Annotated in this window: 13 protein-coding genes; 6 read left to right on the top strand and 7 right to left on the bottom strand. The window is 66.3% G+C overall.

Annotated elements, in window-relative coordinates:
- Positions 1-25 precede the first annotated feature (25 nt).
- Positions 26-2,455, top strand: coding sequence for an ATP-dependent helicase HrpB (hrpB, locus tag EPO51_RS18305; RefSeq protein ID WP_293353176.1), 2,430 nt, complete (start codon positions 26-28; stop codon positions 2,453-2,455).
- A gap of 27 nt (positions 2,456-2,482) precedes the next feature.
- Here hrpB and EPO51_RS18300 read toward each other — a convergent pair whose 3' ends face one another.
- The 4 genes from EPO51_RS18300 to EPO51_RS18285 all read right to left on the bottom strand — a co-directional run bounded on the left by EPO51_RS18300 (position 2,483) and on the right by EPO51_RS18285 (position 5,699).
- The gene (locus EPO51_RS18300; protein WP_293353174.1) at positions 2,483-2,944 is read right to left on the bottom strand and encodes a carboxymuconolactone decarboxylase family protein; all 462 of its coding nucleotides are present in this window, start codon (positions 2,942-2,944) and stop codon (positions 2,483-2,485) included.
- Between the two features lie 64 nt (positions 2,945-3,008).
- Positions 3,009-3,938 (bottom strand): hypothetical protein, encoded by a 930-nt coding sequence (locus tag EPO51_RS18295; RefSeq protein WP_293353172.1) that lies wholly within the window; start codon positions 3,936-3,938, stop codon positions 3,009-3,011.
- 67 nt (positions 3,939-4,005) lie between these two features.
- On the bottom strand, positions 4,006-4,797 hold the full coding sequence (locus tag EPO51_RS18290) for a TrmH family RNA methyltransferase (protein ID WP_293353170.1): 792 nt from the start codon (positions 4,795-4,797) through the stop codon (positions 4,006-4,008).
- Positions 4,794-5,699: a class I SAM-dependent methyltransferase gene (locus tag EPO51_RS18285; protein ID WP_293353168.1), complete on the bottom strand. Its 906-nt coding sequence runs from the start codon at positions 5,697-5,699 to the stop codon at positions 4,794-4,796. Before EPO51_RS18285 ends, EPO51_RS18290 begins: the two co-directional genes overlap by 4 nt.
- Positions 5,700-5,806: 107 nt before the next feature.
- Here EPO51_RS18285 and EPO51_RS18280 point away from each other — a divergent pair, with 107 nt between their 5' ends.
- The 5 genes from EPO51_RS18280 to EPO51_RS18260 all read left to right on the top strand — a co-directional run bounded on the left by EPO51_RS18280 (position 5,807) and on the right by EPO51_RS18260 (position 11,842).
- Entirely contained in the window at positions 5,807-6,442 is a 636-nt protein-coding gene (locus tag EPO51_RS18280) for a TetR/AcrR family transcriptional regulator (RefSeq protein ID WP_293353166.1), read from the top strand.
- A gap of 46 nt (positions 6,443-6,488) precedes the next feature.
- Positions 6,489-6,860, top strand: coding sequence for a hypothetical protein (locus tag EPO51_RS18275; protein ID WP_293353164.1), 372 nt, complete (start codon positions 6,489-6,491; stop codon positions 6,858-6,860).
- A 166-nt stretch (positions 6,861-7,026) separates the two neighbouring features.
- Positions 7,027-8,385, top strand: a complete 1,359-nt coding sequence (locus EPO51_RS18270; RefSeq protein WP_293353162.1) for a tyrosine-type recombinase/integrase — start codon at positions 7,027-7,029, stop codon at positions 8,383-8,385.
- A gap of 376 nt (positions 8,386-8,761) precedes the next feature.
- Entirely contained in the window at positions 8,762-10,183 is a 1,422-nt protein-coding gene (locus EPO51_RS18265) for a hypothetical protein (protein ID WP_293353160.1), read from the top strand.
- Positions 10,184-10,198: 15 nt separating this feature from the next.
- On the top strand, positions 10,199-11,842 hold the full coding sequence (locus EPO51_RS18260; protein ID WP_293353158.1) for an Hsp70 family protein: 1,644 nt from the start codon (positions 10,199-10,201) through the stop codon (positions 11,840-11,842).
- 149 nt (positions 11,843-11,991) lie between these two features.
- Here the strand turns inward: EPO51_RS18260 and EPO51_RS18255 are convergent, their stop codons facing one another.
- The 3 genes from EPO51_RS18255 to EPO51_RS18245 are packed head-to-tail and all read right to left on the bottom strand — an operon-like array spanning position 11,992 to position 19,904.
- On the bottom strand, positions 11,992-14,052 hold the full coding sequence (locus EPO51_RS18255) for a UvrD-helicase domain-containing protein (protein WP_293353156.1): 2,061 nt from the start codon (positions 14,050-14,052) through the stop codon (positions 11,992-11,994).
- Between the two features lie 3 nt (positions 14,053-14,055).
- Complete coding sequence (locus EPO51_RS18250) at positions 14,056-16,890, bottom strand: site-specific DNA-methyltransferase (RefSeq protein WP_293353154.1); 2,835 nt, start codon at positions 16,888-16,890, stop codon at positions 14,056-14,058.
- On the bottom strand, positions 16,890-19,904 hold the full coding sequence (locus EPO51_RS18245; protein WP_293353152.1) for a BPTD_3080 family restriction endonuclease: 3,015 nt from the start codon (positions 19,902-19,904) through the stop codon (positions 16,890-16,892). The genes EPO51_RS18250 and EPO51_RS18245 overlap by 1 nt, the downstream gene beginning before the upstream one ends.
- Positions 19,905-20,469: the final 565 nt, after the last annotated feature.

Genomic DNA, 20,469 nt, shown 5'->3' with positions numbered 1-20,469 from the left:
CTGACAACAGGCTAGAGCCGGGCGAATGCTGCCTATCCACGAGGCCCTGCCAGATCTGAAGGCCGCGCTCGCCGCGTCCAACGCCGCGGTGCTGGTCGCGCCGCCGGGCGCGGGCAAGACCACGGTCGTGCCGCTGGAGCTGCTGGGCGAGCCCTGGCGCGGGGACGGGAAGATCATCGTCCTGGAGCCCCGCCGTCTCGCCGCGCGGGCCGCCGCCGAGCGCATGGCCAGGACGCTGGGCGAGCCGGTCGGTCAGACGGTCGGCTACCGCGTCCGCCTGCAGTCCCGCGTCTCCGCCGCCACGCGCATCGAGGTGGTCACCGAGGGCGTCTTCACCCGCATGGTCCTGGCTGACCCGGAGCTGGCGGGCGTCGCCTGCGTGGTCTTCGACGAGTTCCACGAACGCAGCCTCGACGCCGACCTGGGCCTGGCCCTGGCCCGCGACGCCCAACGCCTGTTGCGCGAGGACCTGCGCCTGCTGGTGATGTCGGCGACGCTGGACGGCGCGGCGGTGGCCCGCCTGCTGGACGGCGCGCCGGTGGTCGAGAGCCTGGGCCGGATGTTCCCGGTGGAGACCCGCTACCTCGGCCGGGACGACCGTCTGCGGCTGGAGGACCAGGCCGTCCGCGCCGTCGAGAAGGCCCTGGCCGAAGAGTCCGGCAGCCTGCTGGTCTTCCTGCCCGGCCAGGGCGAGATCCTGCGCACCGCCGAGCGCCTGGCCGAGCGCAGCCGGCCCAACGTCGAGGTCGCGCCGCTCTACGGCGCCCTCGACCCTCGCGACCAGGACCGCGCCATCGAGCCCGCGCCGCCGGGGAGGCGCAAGGTGGTGCTGGCCACCTCGATCGCCGAGACCAGCCTGACCATCCAGGGCGTCCGCGTGGTCATCGATTGCGGCGTCGCCCGCGTGCCGCGCTACGACCCCGCCAGCGGCCTGACCCGCCTCGCCACCGTCCGCGTCTCCCGCGCCGCCGCCGACCAGCGCCGCGGCCGCGCGGGCCGCACCGAGTCCGGCGTCTGCTACCGCCTGTGGGACGAGGCCGAGACCCGTGCGCTCCCGGCCTACGCCGATCCCGAGATCCTCGACGCCGACCTCTCGGGCCTGGCCCTGGACCTCGCCCGCTGGGGCGCGAGGGACTTAGGCGACCTGGTCTTCCTCGACCCGCCGCCGGCCGCCGCCTTCGCCGAGGCCCGCGCCCTGCTGCAGCGGCTGGAGGCGCTGGACCCGGCCGGCGTGCTCACCGCCCATGGCCGCGCCCTGGCCGAGTTCCCGCTCGCCCCGCGCCTGGCCCACATGGTGCTGAAGGCGGCCGACACCGGCCAGGCCCCGCGCGCCGCGCGCATCGCCGCCCTGATCACCGAGCGCGGCCTGGGCGGGCGCGACGCCGACCTGCGCCACCGCCTGGACGGCCTGGAGCGCGACCGCAGCCCCAGGGCCCGCGACGCCAAGGCCCTGGCCGATCGGTGGGCGGGGCTCAGCGGCAAGGCGGGCAAGGGCGAGCCGCTCTCCGACGGCCTGCTGCTGGCGTTCGCCTATCCGGAACGCGTCGCCAAGGCGCGGGGCGGGCAGGGGGAGTTCCAGCTCGTCACCGGCCGCGGCGCCTTCGTCGAGCCCACCGACGCCCTGGCCCGCGAGCCCTGGCTGGCGGTGGCCGAGCTGGGCGGCGGCGACCGCCGCGACCGCATCCTGCTGGCCGCGCCCCTGGACCCGGCCGAACTCGCGGCCTTCGCCGCCCAGTTCGAGGTCGAGGAGCGCCTGGAGGAGAGCGGCGGCGGCCGGCTGCGCGCCAAGCGCCTGACCCGGCTTGGCCGCCTGACCGTCCGCGAGGAGGTCGACGACAGTCCCGACCCGGCCCTGATCGCCCGCACCCTCGCCGACCGCGTCCGGCGCGACGGCGTCAAGATCCTGCCCTGGGGCGATGCGGCCAGGAGCCTGCGCGACCGCGCCGCCTTCCTGCGCGCCCGCGACCCGGCCTGGCCCGACCTGTCGGACGCGGCGCTGGTCGCCAGTCTCGACGACTGGCTGGCCCCGGTGCTTCTGGGCGTGCGGGGCCTCAACGCCCTGAAGCCCGACGTCCTCGACGGCGCGCTGCGCACCCTGATCCCCTGGGACCTGCAGCGCCGCCTGGACGCCGAGGCCCCGGTCCGCTGGACGGCGCCCACCGGCAACAGCTTCGCCATCGACTACGCCGCCGAGGCCGGGCCCCGCGTCGACGTCCGGGTCCAGGAGGTGTTCGGCTTGGCCCAGCATCCCACCGTGGGCGGGACGCCGATCACCATGTCGCTCCTGTCGCCCGGCCACCGCCCGATCCAGACCACCAAGGACCTGCCCGGCTTCTGGAAAGGCTCCTGGAGGGACGTTCGCTCCGACATGCGCGGCCGTTACCCCAAGCACGTCTGGCCCGAGGACCCCGCCACCGCCGCGCCCACCGCCAGGGCGAAGCCACGGGGGACCTGAAGTCCCACCCTTAATGGGGAGGGAGAGTTACGCCGCCTTGGCCGCCCAGATCTTCGGATGCTGGCTGCGCAGGCCGACAGCCAGCCGGTTCCAGCTGTTGATCAGTCCGATCAGCAGCGTGAGGTTGACGATCTCCACCTCGCTGAAGTGCGGCTTCAGGCCCTCGTAGTCCGCGTCCGGCGCGCCGGTCTGCGCCACCAGGGTCAGCGCCTCGGTCCAGGCCAGGGCGGCCCGTTCCCGCGGCGTGTACAGGCTCGACTCCCGCCACGCGTTCAGCAGGTACAGCCGCTCCTCAGTCTCGCCGGCGGCGCGGGCGTCCTTGGAGTGCATGTGCAGGCAGAAGGCGCAGCCGTTGATCTGTGAGGCGCGCATCTTCACCAGCTCGTAGAGGCTGTATTCCAGCCCCGAATTGCGCAGGTGGTCCTCGAGTTCGGCCATCTTCTGGATGCCTTGGGGGGCGACGGCGAAACCGTTCAGGCGGGTGGTCATGGGGGAGGTCTCCTTGTTCTCTGCCCCTAGGACGGCGGCGGAGGTTCCCCTGTGACACCCGGAGCTATTTTTTCGCCGCCGCCTCGCGTTCCTGCTGCCGTCCGCCCGCGAGGATGCCGGGCAGCGAGTAGTTGCCCTCATGGCAGGCGAATTCGAACATTGGCTGGCTCGACCGCCGCAAAGGCATCTCGCCGCGCCAGGGCCGGGTGAAGGTCGCGGGATCGTCCACGACGTAGGCGTAGCGGATCTCGTCCGGCCCCACCCTGGTGAAACGTTCCGTCACCTTGCCGGCGGCGCTGATGTAGAGCGGGCTCGGTGTCCGCCACTCTGTGCCGCGATGGAAGTCGGTGGTCTCGACCACCAGGGTGTCGCCCTCCCAGTGTCCTACGGAATGGCCGCTCCAGGCGGCGCCCGGTTCGTGTCGGCTATCGCCGAGCGGGATGATCCGCGGCCCGACGTTCATTTCGGTCAGCACCACCAGATTCTCGGGGGTCTGCACGATCCGCAGCTGCCCGTTGTAGGCGGCGTTCAGCATCGGCGGCAGCGAGGTGCCGCCCAGGCCCATCAGGCATCGCTCCGGCGCGGGTCGCGTCTCGGGGTTGTCAGGCCTCTGGGCCGCCGCCCGCGCCGCCGCCAGGGCCGCGAGGCCCGCGGCCGAGTAAGGGAGTTTGCCGTTGGCCGGCTCGACGATCCAGGACGACCGCGGCCGGCCGGCGATCCGCCCCACCTTGCCGCCCATGTCCCACCACTCGCTGGTGTCCTGGCCGACCGGTCCGCCCGTGGCGGGTTCGGGAACGCCGGTGTGACTGGCCTCGAACGCCTGGGCTTGCGCCTCGCTGAGCTGCAGCTTCGTGAAGGCGGGCGGTCGCTCCAGAGTGGTGATCCAGGCGTAGGACCAGACGCCCTCGAGGTCCGGCCGCCGCTGGGCGGCCGCGGCGCCGGCGGCCAACAAGCCGAACCCCAGGACGAAGCAGCGGAACGCGGAACGACCCAAGTCCATCTCCAAGCCCCCGCTGCACGCTTGGGGGGCCGGCTGCGGCCTGTCAATCGCGAACCCGGCGCTACGCCGTCGCCGCGTAGATCATGATGCCCGTCGCCACGGAAAGGTTCAGGCTGTCGGCGCGGCCGCGCATGGGGATCTTTACGTTGACGTCGCAGAGCGCCGCCATGTCCGGCGTCAGGCCCTGCTGCTCGTTGCCCATCAGCACCAGGGCGGGTTTGGCGTAGGTCGCCGCGCTGTGGGTCACCTCGGCCGAGAGCAGGGTGCCGACCACCGAGCCGGTCCAGCCGCCGCGCCAGGCCGCGAACTCGGCCTCGGTCGCCTTGGCCAGCGGCACGGCGAAGATCGAGCCCATGGTCGCCCGCACCGCCTCCACGGAATAGGGATCGCAGCATTCGCCCACCAGGATCACCGCCCCGCAGCCCGCGCTGTCGGCGGTGCGGATGATGGTCCCCAGGTTGCCGGGGTCGCGCACCCGATGCAGGGCCACCACGCACTGCGCCACGCCGGGCGTCACCTCGCCCAGGCCCACGAACGCCTGCGGGAACACGCCGACCACCGCCTGCGGGTTCTCGCGCCGGGAAACCTTGGCCAGGATGTCGTGGGTCACCTCGATGACCTGGCCCCGCGCCGCGAGCGTGGCCTCCACCGCCTTGCGCATCATCGGGTGATCCGTGGCGTCCGGCCCGTGCATCAGGATCTTCGGCGCGTGGCCGGTGTCGATCCCCTCGATGACGTTCTTCAGGCCTTCCGCGACGAACAGGCCGGTCTCGTCGCGTTCCTTGCGCATGTGCAGGGCGCGGACGGCCTTGACCGTATCGTTGGACAGCGAGGTGATGAGCCGGGACGTCACGCCGACCACCTCGCGTAGAAGCTCATGCCGATCGCCCGGTCGCCGCGCTGTTCCTCCAGCGCCAGCTCGCCCCATTCGATCCGGCCGCCGCGGCCCTCCAGCTTCTCGGCCAGCAGCCCCGCCAGCGCCGGGCCGGAGATCCGCTCGGCGTAGGCGTTCAGCACCAGGAACCTGGCGCTTTGCGAGAGGAGCTGGGCGCACAGGCCGGCCATCTCCGGCAGGTCCTCGAACAGCCGCCACACCTGGCCGTCCGGCCCGCGGCCGTATTTCGGCGGGTCCAGGATGATGCCGTCGTAGGTCGAGCCGCGCCGCACCTCGCGCTGCACATATTTCTTGGCGTCCTCGACGATCCAGCGCACCGGCCGGTCCGCCAGGCCCGACAGCGTCGCGTTCTCCCGCGCCCAGGCCACGGCCTTCTTCGAGGCGTCCACATGGGTCACCGCCGCGCCGGCCGCCGCCATTACCAGGCTGGCCACGCCGGTGTAGCCGAACAGGTTCAGCACCCGGGGCTGAGCCCCCCCGTCGCTCGCGGCGCGGACCTGCGCGTCCAGCCAGGACCAGTTCGCCGCCTGCTCGGGGAAGAAGGCCAGGTGGCGGAAGGCCGTGAAGCGCCCGTGGAACTTCACCTCGCCCCAGCCGAGCGGCCAGGTCTCCAGGGGCTTGCCCTTGAACCGCCAACGCCCGGCGTCTTCCTCGTCGCTGGGGTCGAAGACCGCGTCGGCCGCGTCCCAGACGTCCTGCGGCAGCCTGGGGGTCCACAGGCACTGGGGTTCCGGCCGCACGACCTTGTAGGGACCGTACTGCTCCAGCTTTCGCCCATGGCCCGAATCCAGCAGGGCGTAATCCGCCCAACCGGTGGTGCGCATCACCTCGGACTCGGCGGCGATCTGCGGCGGGCTCATGGGCGCCCCTTACGCGGAGTGGGCGATGGGCGTAAAGCCCGGCGACAAAGACTTGTCACACATGTGGTTTTGAGGTCCGCTACGCGGGGGACGAAGTGGGGAGTAACATGAGTTCAGTCGCGACCGCGACGCGGAAGACCGCGCGCAAGGCCAAGGGTGACGGGCATCTCCGTCGCGCCGAGATCCTGGAAGCGGCGGAACGCATCTTCGTCGCCGAGGGCTACGAGGGCGCCACCATCCGCAGGATCGCCGACGAGGTGGGGGTCTCCTCCACGGCGCTCTACATGCACTTCCAGGACAAGGCCTGCATCCTGCGCGAGATCGTGGATGCGACCCTGAGCCAGCTTCTGGAGCGCAACACCGAGATCGCGGCGCGTCCGCTCGACCCGGTGGTCCGCACGCGGATGATGCTGGATTCCTACATGCACTGGGGCCTGGAGCATCCCAACGCCTACCAGCTCGTCTATTGCGCGCCCCAGGTGACGTCGGCCGACGAGGCGCCCGGCCGCACCTCCGACCTCAGCCATGACTGCTACGAAGCCTTCGCCGGCGTCGTGCGCGAAGTCGCGGCGGCGGGCCGCCTGCGCACCGGCGGCGCCGACTCGGCCGCCCAGTCGATGTGGATGGCCTGCCACGGCGTGGTGGCGCTGCTGATCACCCGGCCCAGCTTCGACTTCGCCGACCGCGAGGAGCTGATGCGGGTCACCCTGGACGGGATGTTGCACGGCCTCGTCATCGACTGATCGGCGCCGTCGCGCCTAATCTCCGGCAAACAGCGGGGAGGGCGCGATGCGGTTCGCGAAGTGGGTGTTCACGCTCGGCGGGATCTGGGGCCTGCTGATCATCGCCCCGATGTTCTTCCTGGAAGGCGCCATCGCCGCCCGCACCCAGCCGTTCACCCATCCCGACAGCTACTACGGCTTCCTGGCGTCCACGGTCATGTGGCAGGTGGGCTACCTGGTCATCGGTCGCGACCCGGCGCGGTTCCGGCCGTTCATGCTGATCGGCGCGGCCGGGAAGCTGATCTTCGGCGGCGCCTGCTGGCTCCTCTACGCCCAGGGCCGCGTGCCCCTCAGCATCCCCGTCGTCGCCAGCCCCGACCTGCTGCTGGTCGCGCTGTACGTGGCGGCGTGGTTCCGGACCAAGCCGGCCGTCGCCTGAATCCGCGACCATCCTTCTCCCGCAAGGGGAGATCGCTGCTAGCTATCGCGCTGAAATTGCACATGAAAGTGATTCCGGCTCAGCTTGCCCACCTCCGGCCCACAGACGAAAATTCAATGGGTTAGCCGGATCATCGGCACAAAATCGGCACAGAACGAGGTCCGCAATGGCCACGCGCGTAGACGTCGAAGAGCTGAAGCCAGGTTTGATCATCTTCCGCCGCAGCGAGGTGAAGAAGCGCCGCAACTGGTACTGCCGGATCAAGCTGCCGGGCGAGGATCGCTACAAGAGCGTGTCTCTCCGGACGCCGGACATCACGGCCGCCCGCGAGCGCGCCTTCGATCAGGATGTCGATGTGCGCTTCCGCATCAAGCACAACGTGCCGATCTTCGATCGCCCGTTCAGCGATATCGCCGAGGATTACATCAAGCTCCAGGACGCGAGGGCCACCGTCGGCGAGATCACCAAGCACCGGGCCGTCGTGGTCGCGTCCATCATCCGCGCACAGCTCAACCGCTACGTCGGCTCGACCCAGATCAGCCTCGTCACCGAGGAGCGGTGGAAGGGCTACCCGATGTGGCGCCGCGCGGACGCCATCGAGCGCGCGAAGGTCCAGGCGGAGAAGACGGCCGAAGCAGAGAAACTGGCCGCGGAGGCAAAGGAGCGAGGCGAGCCGCCGCCGCGGCAGATCCGGACGGTGGGCAAGGACGGCAAGACCATCCCCAAGCCCCGCACCGCCACAGGCAAGGTCAGCGACGCCACCATCCGCTACGAGATGACGATCTTCCGATCGGTCATGTCCTATGCGGCCAGCAAGAAGTTCATCCCCGACGATAAGGCCTTCCGGGGCAAGCTACCCCTGGCCAAGGTGCGGCGAGAGGAGTTCACGCCGGAGGAATACAAGACGCTCTACACCGAGGCCCGGACGTGGGTGAAGGCCACGACCACGCAGCGGGACGACTCCGTCTGGCTACGCAACATGGCCCGCAATTTCATGCTGATCATGTGCAACACGGGCATGCGTCCGACCGAGGCGAAGAACCTCCGCTGGCGCGACGTCGACAGCCAAAAGGACGACCAGGGCCGCACCGTGGTGGTCCTGTCGGTGCGCGGGAAGAACAAGGCCCGCAACCTCGTGGCCGCCAGCAATGTGGCCAACTACCTGGAACGGGTGCGCGACGCCGCGAAGGCGAAGGGGCCGGACGATCACGTCTTCACCAACTACGACGGCTCGCCCACGACGAGCCTGTACGCTGGTCTCATCGAGAACCTGCTGACGAAGACCAAGCTCCTAATGAGCTCATCCGGTAGCCGGCGCTCGACCTATTGCTTCCGTCACACCTACGCGACGTTTCGGCTGACCGAAGGGGTCGATGTCTACTTCCTGGCCAAGCAGATGGGCACCTCGGTGAAGATGATCGAGGACCACTACGGCCACATCACCCCAGTGAAGAATGCGGCCCGCATCCTTCAGGGCTTCGAAGAGTGGAAAGCGTTGCCGACGTCAGCGCAGACCGAGGCATAGACGGATTCCGCAGGTGAATTGGTACGTCGAAAATCCCCTTCCGGCAAAGCAGCTGAGCAGAAGGCGACCGGATCGCAGCGTCGAGTTCGACGCGCCGGCGCCTGACGACTCATCCGGTCCGACGCGCCGCTGGCGCACCAGGTCGGACCGGACTTGGGTGTCTCTGCCGCACTTGAGGATTGGACGCTGGAATAAGGTGGAGAGTTCGACACCCCAGCGGCTGAGCCTCCTCGCGGACGATGCGCCGTCGGCGCGGAATCGTCGAGACCACTGAACACCCCAACATGCCGTCGCCAACGCGCCTTGAGCATGCACATGTCGTTCCGTAAGCCGGGGAGAGTTGGCCTTGTGTGATTGACAAGGCATGTAAGCCATCATGGGAAGATCCGAGGACATCGACCGCAAGCTTGATCAATTCGCGCGTGCCGACACGGTCCGCGAGCGATCAGCCGCGCTCAAATCACTGTTCACCTGGAATGTACCACAGGCCCGCGAACCCGACCCCCGGCTGGAGACCGGCATTCGTGCGCTACTTGAAGCCGCGGCCTCCGGCGAGGAGCGATTGGAGGCGGTCGCCGCGCTGGGCCGGGTCGTAAGGGGTGTCAAAGCCATCTCACCCCAACTTGTTCAAATGCTTGAGGACGTGCTGTCCAACCCTCTGCCACCGGCTGCCGGATGGGCTGAGGCGGATGAGCGTCTCTTCGTGGCCCGCGTGATAGAAGCGGTTCGACCTACCTGGGCGGTAAGCTACAGCGCTGAGTTCCTGGCTCTCGACGATGGCGCACCAAAAGCCCGGGACGCGTTCACCCAAGTCCTGGTCAGCCAGACAGGTTCGATACAGCAAGCTTTGGTAGCGATCCTCGCTGAAGTTCGTGCGGTCGGCGATTTCGAGCGCGACAGTCGACAACTTCGAGCGATCTTGAACGGACTTCGTGCCACGATGTCCCTCAGTGTCGAGGTCGGACCCGACGCGGCGGTGGTACTTGCAGACCTCACGGTTCGATTGGTGCGAAGTGCCGATGCGAGCGACAGTCGCAAGTTGAGGATTGAAACGGCCCGCGAGGTACTCTCCTTCCTATTGCTGCTCTTGCGGGGAAGTCTGGCTGCTAGCTTCCGGGCCGAGTCTTACGACGTCCTGAGGTTGGTACGCGCATGGTTCGCGCCGGCTCGCTGGCCTGAGGAGTTGGCACCGCATCTCGGCCCACTTCTGGACCGCCTATCCGAAGCCGTGGAGACGCTCGCCCTCCGAGCAACTCCCGACGACGGCCTGTTCAGGGTTCTGGAAACGACTCTGGGGCGGGACGAAGCCCTGAGGATAACCCGCCGGATTCTCAATGACCGTCCTGGAATTCCTGAGGAGGTCCGCGGCTGGCTCAGGTCCGGCCCGGGCGGAGCTCGTCAGTCGCCTGCCTCCTCCTCAGAAAACGCATCTGAAGCCTCTCTTCGCAAAGCCGATCCGGCGATTGCCAGAGCGATGTTGTCGGTACGAGCGCTACAGGCGGAGCTGGCGACGAACACTGAAGAGGCGACGCTGGAGGGCGGCTCGGGCGCTGGCATGGCGCGGTTTGGCAGGCTTGCCCATGAGGTGATCCAATCCGTCCGTGTGGTCGCCGCCACCAGGGGTCTTCGACTGCACGGTGGGACTGGCGATATCGTCGAATTCGACCCCAGTCTCCATCGCCTCGGCGCGACCGGCACGCGAACGGCGAAGGTTCGCATTGTGCAGCCTGCGGTAATTCGCCAAGTTGGCGAAGGTCCTCCGGTCGTCGTGCAGCCCGCGCTCGTCGAGCCGACCTGAGGAAGGGGGTCGGACTTGGAATCAGATCGCGCCGCGGAGTTGATTGAAAGCCTTTGTGACCGCCTGGAGCCCAGCTCCGACGGATTGCGATACAGCCTTCCGGGGACAGTTTCTCGGCGTGAACACGAAGCTCTGCGCACAGCGATCGGCCTACTGCTGCGCGCCCAGAGTGACGTTTCCGTGGTCGATGAGCCGGCGGTCGCGCCGGCGCCGCCCGTTGAAACGAACGTTGCACTTTCCGAAGCCTGGCGTGAAAGCGAGCCAGTCGAAGACTTGATCGCGTGCCTGGACTTCGGGACCGCCTTTTCGAAAGCCGGTCTAGGCGACCTTAAAAAGGCGGATGGCTTCATCGAATTGGCGCTGGGCAAACTGGCCGGCGAAACCGAGGAGATTTACCCTGTCTCTTCATCTCTGTTCTTCGAAAACGGAAGGGTTCTCTTCGGACCTCAAGCCGTTACGCGTAGCCTGCTGACGAATCGGCCTCGCCTCGACTCGATCAAGCGGTACATCAGCGAGATGGTCCAGCAGGTCGACTACACGGTGATCCCGCCAGAGATCAACATTACACCCTATGCCTTCAGCCTGCGCGATGGCGTGCTGCTCTTCCTGGCTTATCTGACCGACCTATTGGGCCAGGCTCTCGAAGCCGAAGGTGCCTCGCGCTATACGCCGCGGCGCTACACGCTGCCAGGCCTCGAAGCCAAACAGGCGCAGCGCGGTGCGGAAGTCGATGGCCTGATGAAGGCGCTCTTGGCTCAAGCACAGGTATTGGCAGATACCTTCCAGGGCCGCTGGAGCGAAGGAGTGCCGGTCGCCGAAGCCTGGGCGGCGCTTCGAACGGTGGAACAGCTTAAGGAGCTGCCCTCCGGCATCATCAGCGACGGCCTTCCTGAGGCTTTGGCCGCCGCCCAAAGCGCAATCGATAAAACGACGAACCGCACGCTGATGCTGGTGGTCGATGTTGGAGCCGGCACCTCAGACGTTGGCGCTTTTGTCGTTCAGCCGGGACGCGACGGGCCTGTGGTCGCTCCTGTTGCCGGGACGATGAAGGTCCTGCGCAAGGCGGGCGACCGGATCGATGAAGCTCTGATCGATCTGATCCTCACCAAGGCGGGTGCCGTACCTGGAAGCCAGACCCATACGATCTATCTGAACGAATTGCGTTTGAAGGTTCGGCAAATCAAGCGTGAGCTTCTGACAGTCACGCCGGAGGGCACCCTAGTTCTCCTGTCCGATGACGGATCGGTGGACGTCACTCAGGCTGAGCTCGAGCAGAACACCAAGGTGACGGCCTTCGTCCGCGATCTGAAAAAGACAATGGCAGACTCGCTCGCCCAGCTTAGTGAAGAAGCTTTGCGCTCGCTCAACGGACGCTGCCGGGTAGTTCTGACCGGCGGCGGCTCGCGGCTAGGGGCCCTTCGCGACGCCTGCGGCGACGCTCTGACCGTGAATGGCCTTGGTATCAGTCTGAGCGTGATCGACGCAGATCCCGAGTGGCTCAGCGCGCGACCGCAGGACTTCGTCGACGTCTTCGACCAGATGGCGGTTGTGGCCGGCGGCTGTCTTGACCCGGAGGACTTCGCACGCGTAGCCCGACCAATGACATCCTTTGGAGCGGGCGCTCCCCAACGGGTCATTGAGCCGTCCTACAAGGCGTAGAGCGGTTCTAGGCGAGATCAGGGAACGGCTAGCATCCGGTCTCTTCTGACGATGCGCCAAAAACAACAAATGCGGCTCAACGGCATAGCGGCGGTTGATCCAACGTCAGCGGGGGCGGACCGCTGCACCTGCGCGCTTCTAGGCGAGCCCTATGGCCGAGCGCCGACACGGAAGTCGTTCAGATACTCGGATGCGGGCAGCACGCCGGTCAGCAGCAGGTGCTCTCGCGCCCGTGTGCAGGCGACATACAGAAGCCGACGCTCAGTCTCGTAGATGTCGTCGAGCTCGGCCTCGTCGGCGGCATCGGCAACGCGCTCGTCGAGCGGCAAGATGCCCTGGTCGCAGGCCATGACCGAGACGGCGCGGAATTCGAGCCCCTTTGCCAGGTTCATCGGCGCGGTCGTGATGGCCGCAGCGCCTTCGATCCCCATCAACGCCGCGCGAGCGCGGGTGACGAGCTCAGGGGTTCGGACGAAAATGCCGATCTCATGGGCGGCGACGCCCTCAGCGAGCCAACTCGCAACGGCATTGCCGACGGCGGCGGCTTCTTCGGCCGCGGTGGAGAAGGTCTCGACGATGGGCGCGGGGCCGTCGAACACTGAGACGATGCCTCGCCGCTCGTCCTCCAAGCCATCGACGTCGCGCAGCACGAGCGGAAGTAGGTGATCGGCGGCTTGCCGGATCTGCTGCGAAGTGCGGTAGCAGACCTTGAGCGTGTGCGACCGGCCGCGAACCTCGACACCCAGGCCGGCCCAAGAAAAAGGATGCTGGAAAATGCGCTGGCCCACGTCCCCGGCCAGAAAGAGCCCGTCGGGTTTGGCCGGCGCCATGGCGGCGAAGAACCTCAACTCGGCGGGCGCGAGGTCCTGCGCTTCGTCGAGGATGATGTGGTCGAAGGGCCGGCGAGATCGGCTGACCAAGCGGTCCGCCAAGTCACTGAAGACCTGCGCCCAGGTGGTATAGCGCTCGGCGGCGAGACCCGCCTTCACCGCTTCGAACACTGGCCAGAGACGTGCGCGCTGGTTGGGTCCTAGCCGGCTCTTGCGGCCCATGCGCGGCACCGTCTCATAGGCCTCAAAGGTCGTTATGCCCCAGGCGTCGATGACGTTCGTCCACTCGGACAGTAGGAACCGCTCCGAAAACCCCTTGAGTTGCAGCTCCTTCGCAGCAAGGCCAAGCCGATCGCGCAGAACGAGGTCTGAGGCGATCCGCGGACGGACACCGTATTCGAGCTGGTACATCTGCTCGGCAATGCCCCGGAACGATGCGGTCGTGATGCGAGGGATGATCCCGCCCGTCTCCGGCGCCAGCACCAGCAGCTTCTTCGCCATCGCATCGGCCAACGGCTGCGAAAAGGAGGCGAGCAGAACACGCGCGTTCGGCTTCTCTCGCGCCAAGCGGACCGCTCGGTGGATGGCGACAATCGTCTTGCCGGTACCTGCCGAGCCCGCCACGCGTGCTGGGCCGTTGAAACTGCGATCGGTCAGTTCGCGCTGCGAGGGATGGAGGAAGACGCCCCACTTCTCCCACGGGAAAGCCAGCGCCTGCTCCAGCTCCTCTTGGTCGGCGATCGGCCGGATGCGGCGCAACGCATCGGGATGGGTAAAGGGATCGGCGGCGGCCGGCGGGGGCTTCGGCAGCAGGCCGGTCGCGGCGTATTCAAGCAAAGCTTCAGAGGACTCGGCCGGAAGATGCTCGGCGAGGGCGAAGAAGGTGTCTTCGGTCGCGGCGCGGACGTCGGCCAGCCAATCCGCTGGGACGCCGACCGACAGTAGCCCGTCGTCGTCCAACGAAGCGAAGAGCTGCGGCAAAGGCGCGTCGGCGACCTGCGGTTCGGGAATGACGAAGTCAAGCGTCTCAGGTGCCGCGACCTCTTCCACCCGCTCGCGAACTTCGACGATCTGCACCGCGCCGGTGCGCGGATGCGCTTCGATTCGCCGCCGCTCGGCCCACGAATAGGCGTCGTCGTGATGGTCGACATAGGCGACCAGCATGGATTCGCCGGTCTTGTGGACGATTAACCGGACGTCGCGGTTCACCCGCACCGACCAGAAGTTCGGGTCCTTGCTCTTGTCGATGCGGTGAAGCTGGAGCCCGTTGCCCGTCGGGTCCATCTGCAGGTCGAACACGCTCGCTTTCACCGCCTTCTGGTCCTGCCCGGACAGGCGGTTGAACGAGGCCGTGAAGGTGTCGGCGATGAGGAAGTTCACCCCTCAAACCCCGAACACTTTCATCACCTCGTCGCCGAAGTGGTTGATGACCTTTACTGCGATGCGTCGGCCGGCCGGCCTCGGGAAGGGACGGGAAGTGTCTGAATAGAGCGTCGCCCAGGCGTCAGGGTCGATCTCTGCCTGCAGCGCTGTCTTCAGGTTCTTGTAGGGGTCGTTGGCCCCCAGGAAATAGGCGTGCCGGACGAAGAAGCTTTCCTCATTGTAGTCGGTGTCGATAAACCAGGCCGCGATGCCCTTGGTGTCGCTCGATCGGATATCGCCGGTGTTCGGGTCGAAGACGTCGATGCCCTTGACCTTGACCCTAAGCTCCGGGCCGCCGTCGTCGATGATCTCAACGTCAGGTTCGCCAAACACGACGAACATGTTGCCGCGCCCGGTGTTCTTGAGTTCCTCCGACATATGCATGTCGGGGTTCATCCGCGCCTTGAGGATTGTGAGTCCGCCGAGACTGCCGAGCTCGGACGAGTGCGCGTCGAAGTTGAAGGCGCAGGCGATCAACACGTCGAAGCGGTTGTCGACCGCCTCGCGCGCTGCGGCGATCAGATCCTGTCGGCCGATGGTGCCGTACTCTGGGCCAATCAGGATCGCGGCGCGACGCTGGGGCCCGGACTCGCCTTCGCTGAAGGTTGCGGCGGCCCCAAGAAAATTGCCAGGCCAGGGCGTAATGCTCTCGAAGGTAATGCGGTCGTCCCTGGCCTGCTGTTTGACGCCCTCGGCCCTCAGGTAGTCTATGACGATGGCAGCGAAGTCGGTGCCCGCAAGATCGGCGTCAGCAGCGGCGCGTTTGCCGTCGGCAGCGTCAAATGTCTCGATCAGTTCTTCCTCGCCGGCGGGGAGAACGCGGTGCGGCGAGAGGCTCTCGACCGTGAAGGGCCCAGCGACGCGAACGCGAGCCGGATCGACGTAGGGCTTGTCATAGAGGTGTTCCGGGGCGGAACGTGCTCGGATTGCATCGTCCATGTCGCGCTGACGGGCGATCCGGGCCTTCCACCACTCCGCATGCGGCTTGACCGCGGAGACATGCGCAGTCGCCGGCAATTCACGGGGGATCTGCCAGTGTTCCCAGGTTTCGCCAGCAGCGGCGTTCAACTCAGCGCGCAGCGGCTCCAGCACCACCTGCCACTTCTCCCAAACGTCGTCGATCAGCGGGTTATTGGCGATTTCCCCCAGCGTGATGTGCGGGACACGCTCATAGACAAAGCCTTGCCTGATATCGTCGTGCGACTCCGTTTCTGACGGAATCGTCTGAGTGAGGGCGGCTTCCTTCGCGCGGCCATCCCGACTGTCAGCGAGCAGATACCAAGGGTAGCGCGCGGACATGAGCCGCGTACGGGCTAGGGCTAAGGCAACGCGGCTGGTGTCAATCGTAATCCAACGGCGACCCCATTGCTCCGCAACATAGGCTGTCGTGCCTGAACCGCAGGTGGGATCGAGTACGAGGTCGCCAGGGTCGGTCGCCATCAGTATGCAGCGTTCGATTAGTTTGCGTGTGGTCTGAACAACGTAGACCTTGTCTGTGGCACCCCCAAGATCCGCCCATACTCCGTTCAGCCGGGTTACTGGATAGTCGGAGTGAAAAAATGCAAACCGAATCTGAGTATTTTGGGCAATGAGACGGTCTGCCTTGGCAACGCGATCCAATCCACGAGGCAATACCTTCCAGTGATTCTTGGCTCCCGGATGATATGTCTTGCCTTGGAACGTGTATGACACAGTCGAGTCCGGCCTCACGCCGTCCGAAGTTAAAGGGTTTGCGGACGGCTGTTCATCTTCACCCTTCTTTCGCGGCACAAACAACGGCCGGAACTTGGATTCCGTTTGCTTCCTCTGCTTCGAATACCAGAGAATATAGTCATTAGTTGCTTGGATGAAACTACCCGCTTGGCTACCCGTGGTTTGCGCGGCGATGGCGAGAACGTAGTTTTCAGCGCCAAACACTTCATCCATTACTGCCCGCACGCGGTGCACATTCTCATCGCCTATCTGGACGAAGATCGACCCGCTCTCGCTTAGCAACTCGCGCATCGCGGTCAGGCGGTCACGCAAATAGGTCAGGTAGCTGTGGATGCCGTCTTTCCACGTGTCGCGGAAGGCCTTTACTTGCTCGGGCTCGCGACTGATGTCGGTTTGCTTGCCATCCTTCACGTCGCGCGACTGAGTTGAGACCTGCCAGTTCGAGTTGAACTTGATGCCATAGGGCGGGTCGAAATAGATGCACTGCACCTTGCCTTTCAGGCTCTCGCGCTCTGACAGGCTGGCCATGACCTGCAGGCTGTCGCCCAGGATCATGCGGTTCGACCAGTGCTGGTCGTGGAGGTAAAACTCGGCGCGCTGGTCCGGCTCGATGCCGTTGAAGTCCGCGAACAGGTCGGGCGCGTCGGCCTTCGCCTCGCGCCGCTCGGCGGTGCGGCGCTTCAGATCGTCGATGATCGCCTTGGGGTGGATCTTCTCCTGGATGTAGACCGGCGGCACATTGACGACGAGGTCCGACCAATCCTGTCGGTCCTTGCCGCGCCAGACGAGCTGTGCGTCAGACAAGGTCAGCGTTCCGGTCTCCGCTAGTTCGGCCGCCTGTGCGTCGGTGATCTTGATCCGCGCGCCGTTCCAGATGATCTCGGGCACGCTCGGTTCCTCTTCGGTTCGGGTCGCGCCTTCGGCCAGCGGCCGGGCGCGCGGGTAGTGTTTGGGCCGCATCGGCGCGGCGTCTTCTTCACGGCGGAAGAAGCTTTCCATTTCCGCCGTAGGGATGTTGCGCCGCGTGGCCGCGTCGTGGCGCAGGGCGTCGATGTTCTTGGGAGCGCCGGGCTTTTTGGCCATCAAGCGACTCCGTCGATCAGTGTCGCGATCAAGGACTTCAATTCGTCTTCTGTCGTGTAGGGGTCGGTGAACTCGGCGAAGGCCCAACGGCCGTACCCACCGAGGGCGTTGACGCCGGGCGCCCAAAGCTCACGGGCCGTTTGCGCCTTGGCTTTGTCGCTTTCGTCGCGCTGACCCTTCATCTCGAGCACGAGGTTGAGTGGCTCGCTACCGGCGTCTAGCCGGACAAGGAAGTCGGGCAGGTAGCGCCGCAGGGCGCCGCCGTCGAGGTAAGGGATCTCGAAGCCAAGGGCCTGGTTCTTCGCGTACCCGAGCACGCGCTTATGCCCCTCCAGCGCCTGCGCAAGCGCGACCTCCCAGCTGGAGTCCTTCACCACGTGGCTGATGTGGGACTTGGGCGGTTGAGCCCCGGTCTTCCAGCACTCTTTCGACGTGATAAAATTGACATGTCGGGTCGAGCCGCTCGGATTGTAGGGATCGAGCACGGCGACCACATGGCCGCCGCCGCCGCGGGTGCAAGCGATGTCGATCTTGGCGGCGGCGCGGGCGAGCTGCTCCTGATAGAGAATGGCGCCCACGGGCACGCCCTTGGTGACCAGATACCCCTCGTCGATCCAGCGCCGCGCGAGACGCTGAATCTGCGGGAAGAGATGTTGCTTAGGGAAGCCGTCCTCGTCGCGGAAGTGCGTGTAGAGCAGGTGCTTGGCGAGGTTGAAGCTGATTTCCGACGGGCGCAGCTGGGCCAGCACTTCGGGCGTGATTGTAACACCGGCGCCGACGATGCCCTCCATGGTCACGGAGGTGGGGCCGATGTCCTCTGGGGTGATGACCAGACGGCTGTCCTCGTCGAACTGGGCCTCCAGCCGCTCGGACGGCAACTCGCGGCGATACCCGCTCACGCGGGGGAAGCGGATCTCGAGGTCGTCGCGCTCCTTGATGGCGTAGACGCGCGTAATCGGCTTGGGCGGCCTGGGCTCGACCTTCTGCGGCGAGCGGGCAAAGTCGAACGGGATGCCCATGATGTCGGCGTATTCGACATCGAACAGGCCCTCGTCATTCAATTCGTAGGACTGGCGGCGAAGGCCTCGGCCGACGACCTGCTCACAGAGGAGCTGGGTGCCGAAAGCGCGCACACCCAGGATGTGGGTGACCGTGTTGGTGTCCCATCCTTCCGTCAGCATCGATACCGAGACAACGCAGCGGATCTGCTCTCCCAGCCGGCCCGGACGCCCGACGGTATTCATCACCTCGCGCAAAAGTTCGCTCTCGCTGATCTCGCCGTTGGCGCTGCCGGCGCCATCGCGAGAGGCAAGTTCGCGCTTGAACTGCTCGATCTCAGCCGAAGCCGCTTCCTTGAAGCCCTTGTCTAGAGCTTCGCCCGCTTCGAGCTGACGCGAGTCGATCAGCAGCGTTCTGGGTCGCGGGAAGCGGCCCCCGTGTTCATCGTAGTTGCGGAACAGCTCCAGGTGGCCCGCGTGGAAAGCGGCGCGTTCGCCTTCCCCCGCGTCGCCGCGCTCAAAGCCCGCAATCCACTCGAACACCAGCTTCGAAATGGCGGTGTTCTGGCACACGACGATGAAGACGGGTGGCACGCCGATGCCGGCCTTGAGCCAGCGCTCAAACTCGCCTTGATAGTGGCTGTAGAGTGAGTTGAGCGCCGTAAGCAGCAGAGGGTTGAGATCGAACGGGCTGAGCTTGTTCGCGCTCGCGGTAGACTTCGGCATGGACTTGCCGATGTGCTTCCATAGATCGCGATAGACCACGGTGTCCGTCTGGACGAGGTTGTCAGTCACCGGCACGCGCGGCAGCTTCACGATGCCGCTCTCGATTGCGTCCATCAGGCTGAAGTCCGACACGACCCAGGGGAAGAGCGTTCCCTCCTGGTATCCCGACCCCCGCAGGAAGAACGGAGTGGCAGACAGATCGTAGACCGCTCGAACGCCGCCGTTGCGCTTGCCCTTCTTGAGTTGCCGATCGAGCGCCTCGATCCCATTGATCCAGAGCCGGGCCGCTTCTTCGTTCTCTTCCGCCTCCTTCTTCTCCTCCCCGGTCAGCACGCCCTCAGCGTCGCCGCCGACCTTGTGGCGGTAGCAGTGGTGCGCTTCATCATTGATGACGTTCACGCGCTCGAAGTTGAGGAGCTTCTCGCATGCTCGCTTGAGCATGTCGGCGTCGGTCTCGGTCGTCTTGATTGGCTCGGGGTCGTTGCCCTGCAGGAAGCTGCGGGCGGCTTTCGGTAGACTGAGCGTCTCTCGATGCTGAAAGGCGTGATAGTTGGTGATGACGATCTCTGCGCGCCGGATTTCCGGCAGCATCTCCGGCGGCACGATCTCGCGTGTGTCGTAGTAATTGCCGGGTTCGCTCGGCTGGAGGACGCGCAGTCGGTCCTTGATCGTGATGCCAGGCGCCACGATCAGGAAGGCGCGAGAGAAATCCTTCGACTCCTTGCGTGCGGCGTTGATCGCCTGCCAGGCAATCAGCATCGCCATGACAGTGGTCTTGCCGCTGCCGGTCGCCATCTTCAACGCCAACCGGAACAGCGCTGGGTTGGCCTCCGCATTGTCGTTGGCGATCTGGTCGAGCAGGCCACGCGTCGGCGCTCGCCGCGGCGCGACCTCAGTGAGCCAGATAATCGTCTCGACCGCCTCGATTTGGCAGAAGAAGGGGCGCGGGCCCGCCCATTCTTCTCTTGGCCGCCTCCAGTGCTCTAGCAGCCGCTGCGTCGCCGGGGTGACGCCCCAGTCACCGGGGTTCGGGACCGCGCGCCACGCTGCCAGATAGCCGCGAATCTCGTTGATCTTGGCGTTTTCGGTATAGGTCTCAAAGTCGAGCGAAGCTTGCGCGGCGGCGGCCTTCTTCCGAGAGGCCGGAACGGGCACGATGAACTTGGAGGGCCGGCGGCCGTTGATGGGCTCACCCTCGATCGGCTGGCCGGTGTCGTCGAGCCGATGATGCAGCGACGGCGGCTCATATGGCGAATTTAAGATCGGCCGTTCGTAGAAACTGTTCGCCACTTGAGCACCCCCGCAACGCTTTCATGAGGGACGGCGCAGCAGGTTGTCAAAGCGGATGGTGATCAACCTACGCTTTCGTTTGGCGGACATGGCGCGGCGGCGCTGGGGCTGTAGGGGAAAGCTTTCCCCTGCGCCGGAGCCAGGGTGTCTCCGGCGACCCCTTCTTGCGGGGAGGTCCCCGCAACGCCCCCTAGATTCGGAGAGCGGCCGGCGGGCGTGCTCGGTCCCGCCGCTGACGCGGCTCCTACGGGTCCGCCCCTTCGGGCGCCTACGGCGCCGCCGGCCGCTCGACGGCGCGTCCCGCCGTGCAGCGCCTCCGGCGCGCAGGCTCCTTGCAGCCTTCTCTTGAGTCGCCCTAGCGGGCGGCCGTGGCTTGGGGCTCCGCCCCCGGCGCGCTTCGGAGCGGCTTCCGCCCAGCTTCGGGCTGGGCAGGACCGGCAGCTTTTCAGGGCTTGAAGCCCTGCAGCCGGTTCCCCGCGAAGCCGCCCCTCCGCTTGCACCCCCGGTCTCGCCGACGGGCAAGGCTGCAGGCGCGCCTTGCGCCTGACAGCCATGCCCCAAGGAG

The sequence above is a fragment of the Phenylobacterium sp. genome, assembly GCF_004297125.1.
GTDB lineage: Bacteria > Pseudomonadota > Alphaproteobacteria > Caulobacterales > Caulobacteraceae > Phenylobacterium.
This window is presented reverse-complemented; position numbering and strand designations above follow the sequence as displayed.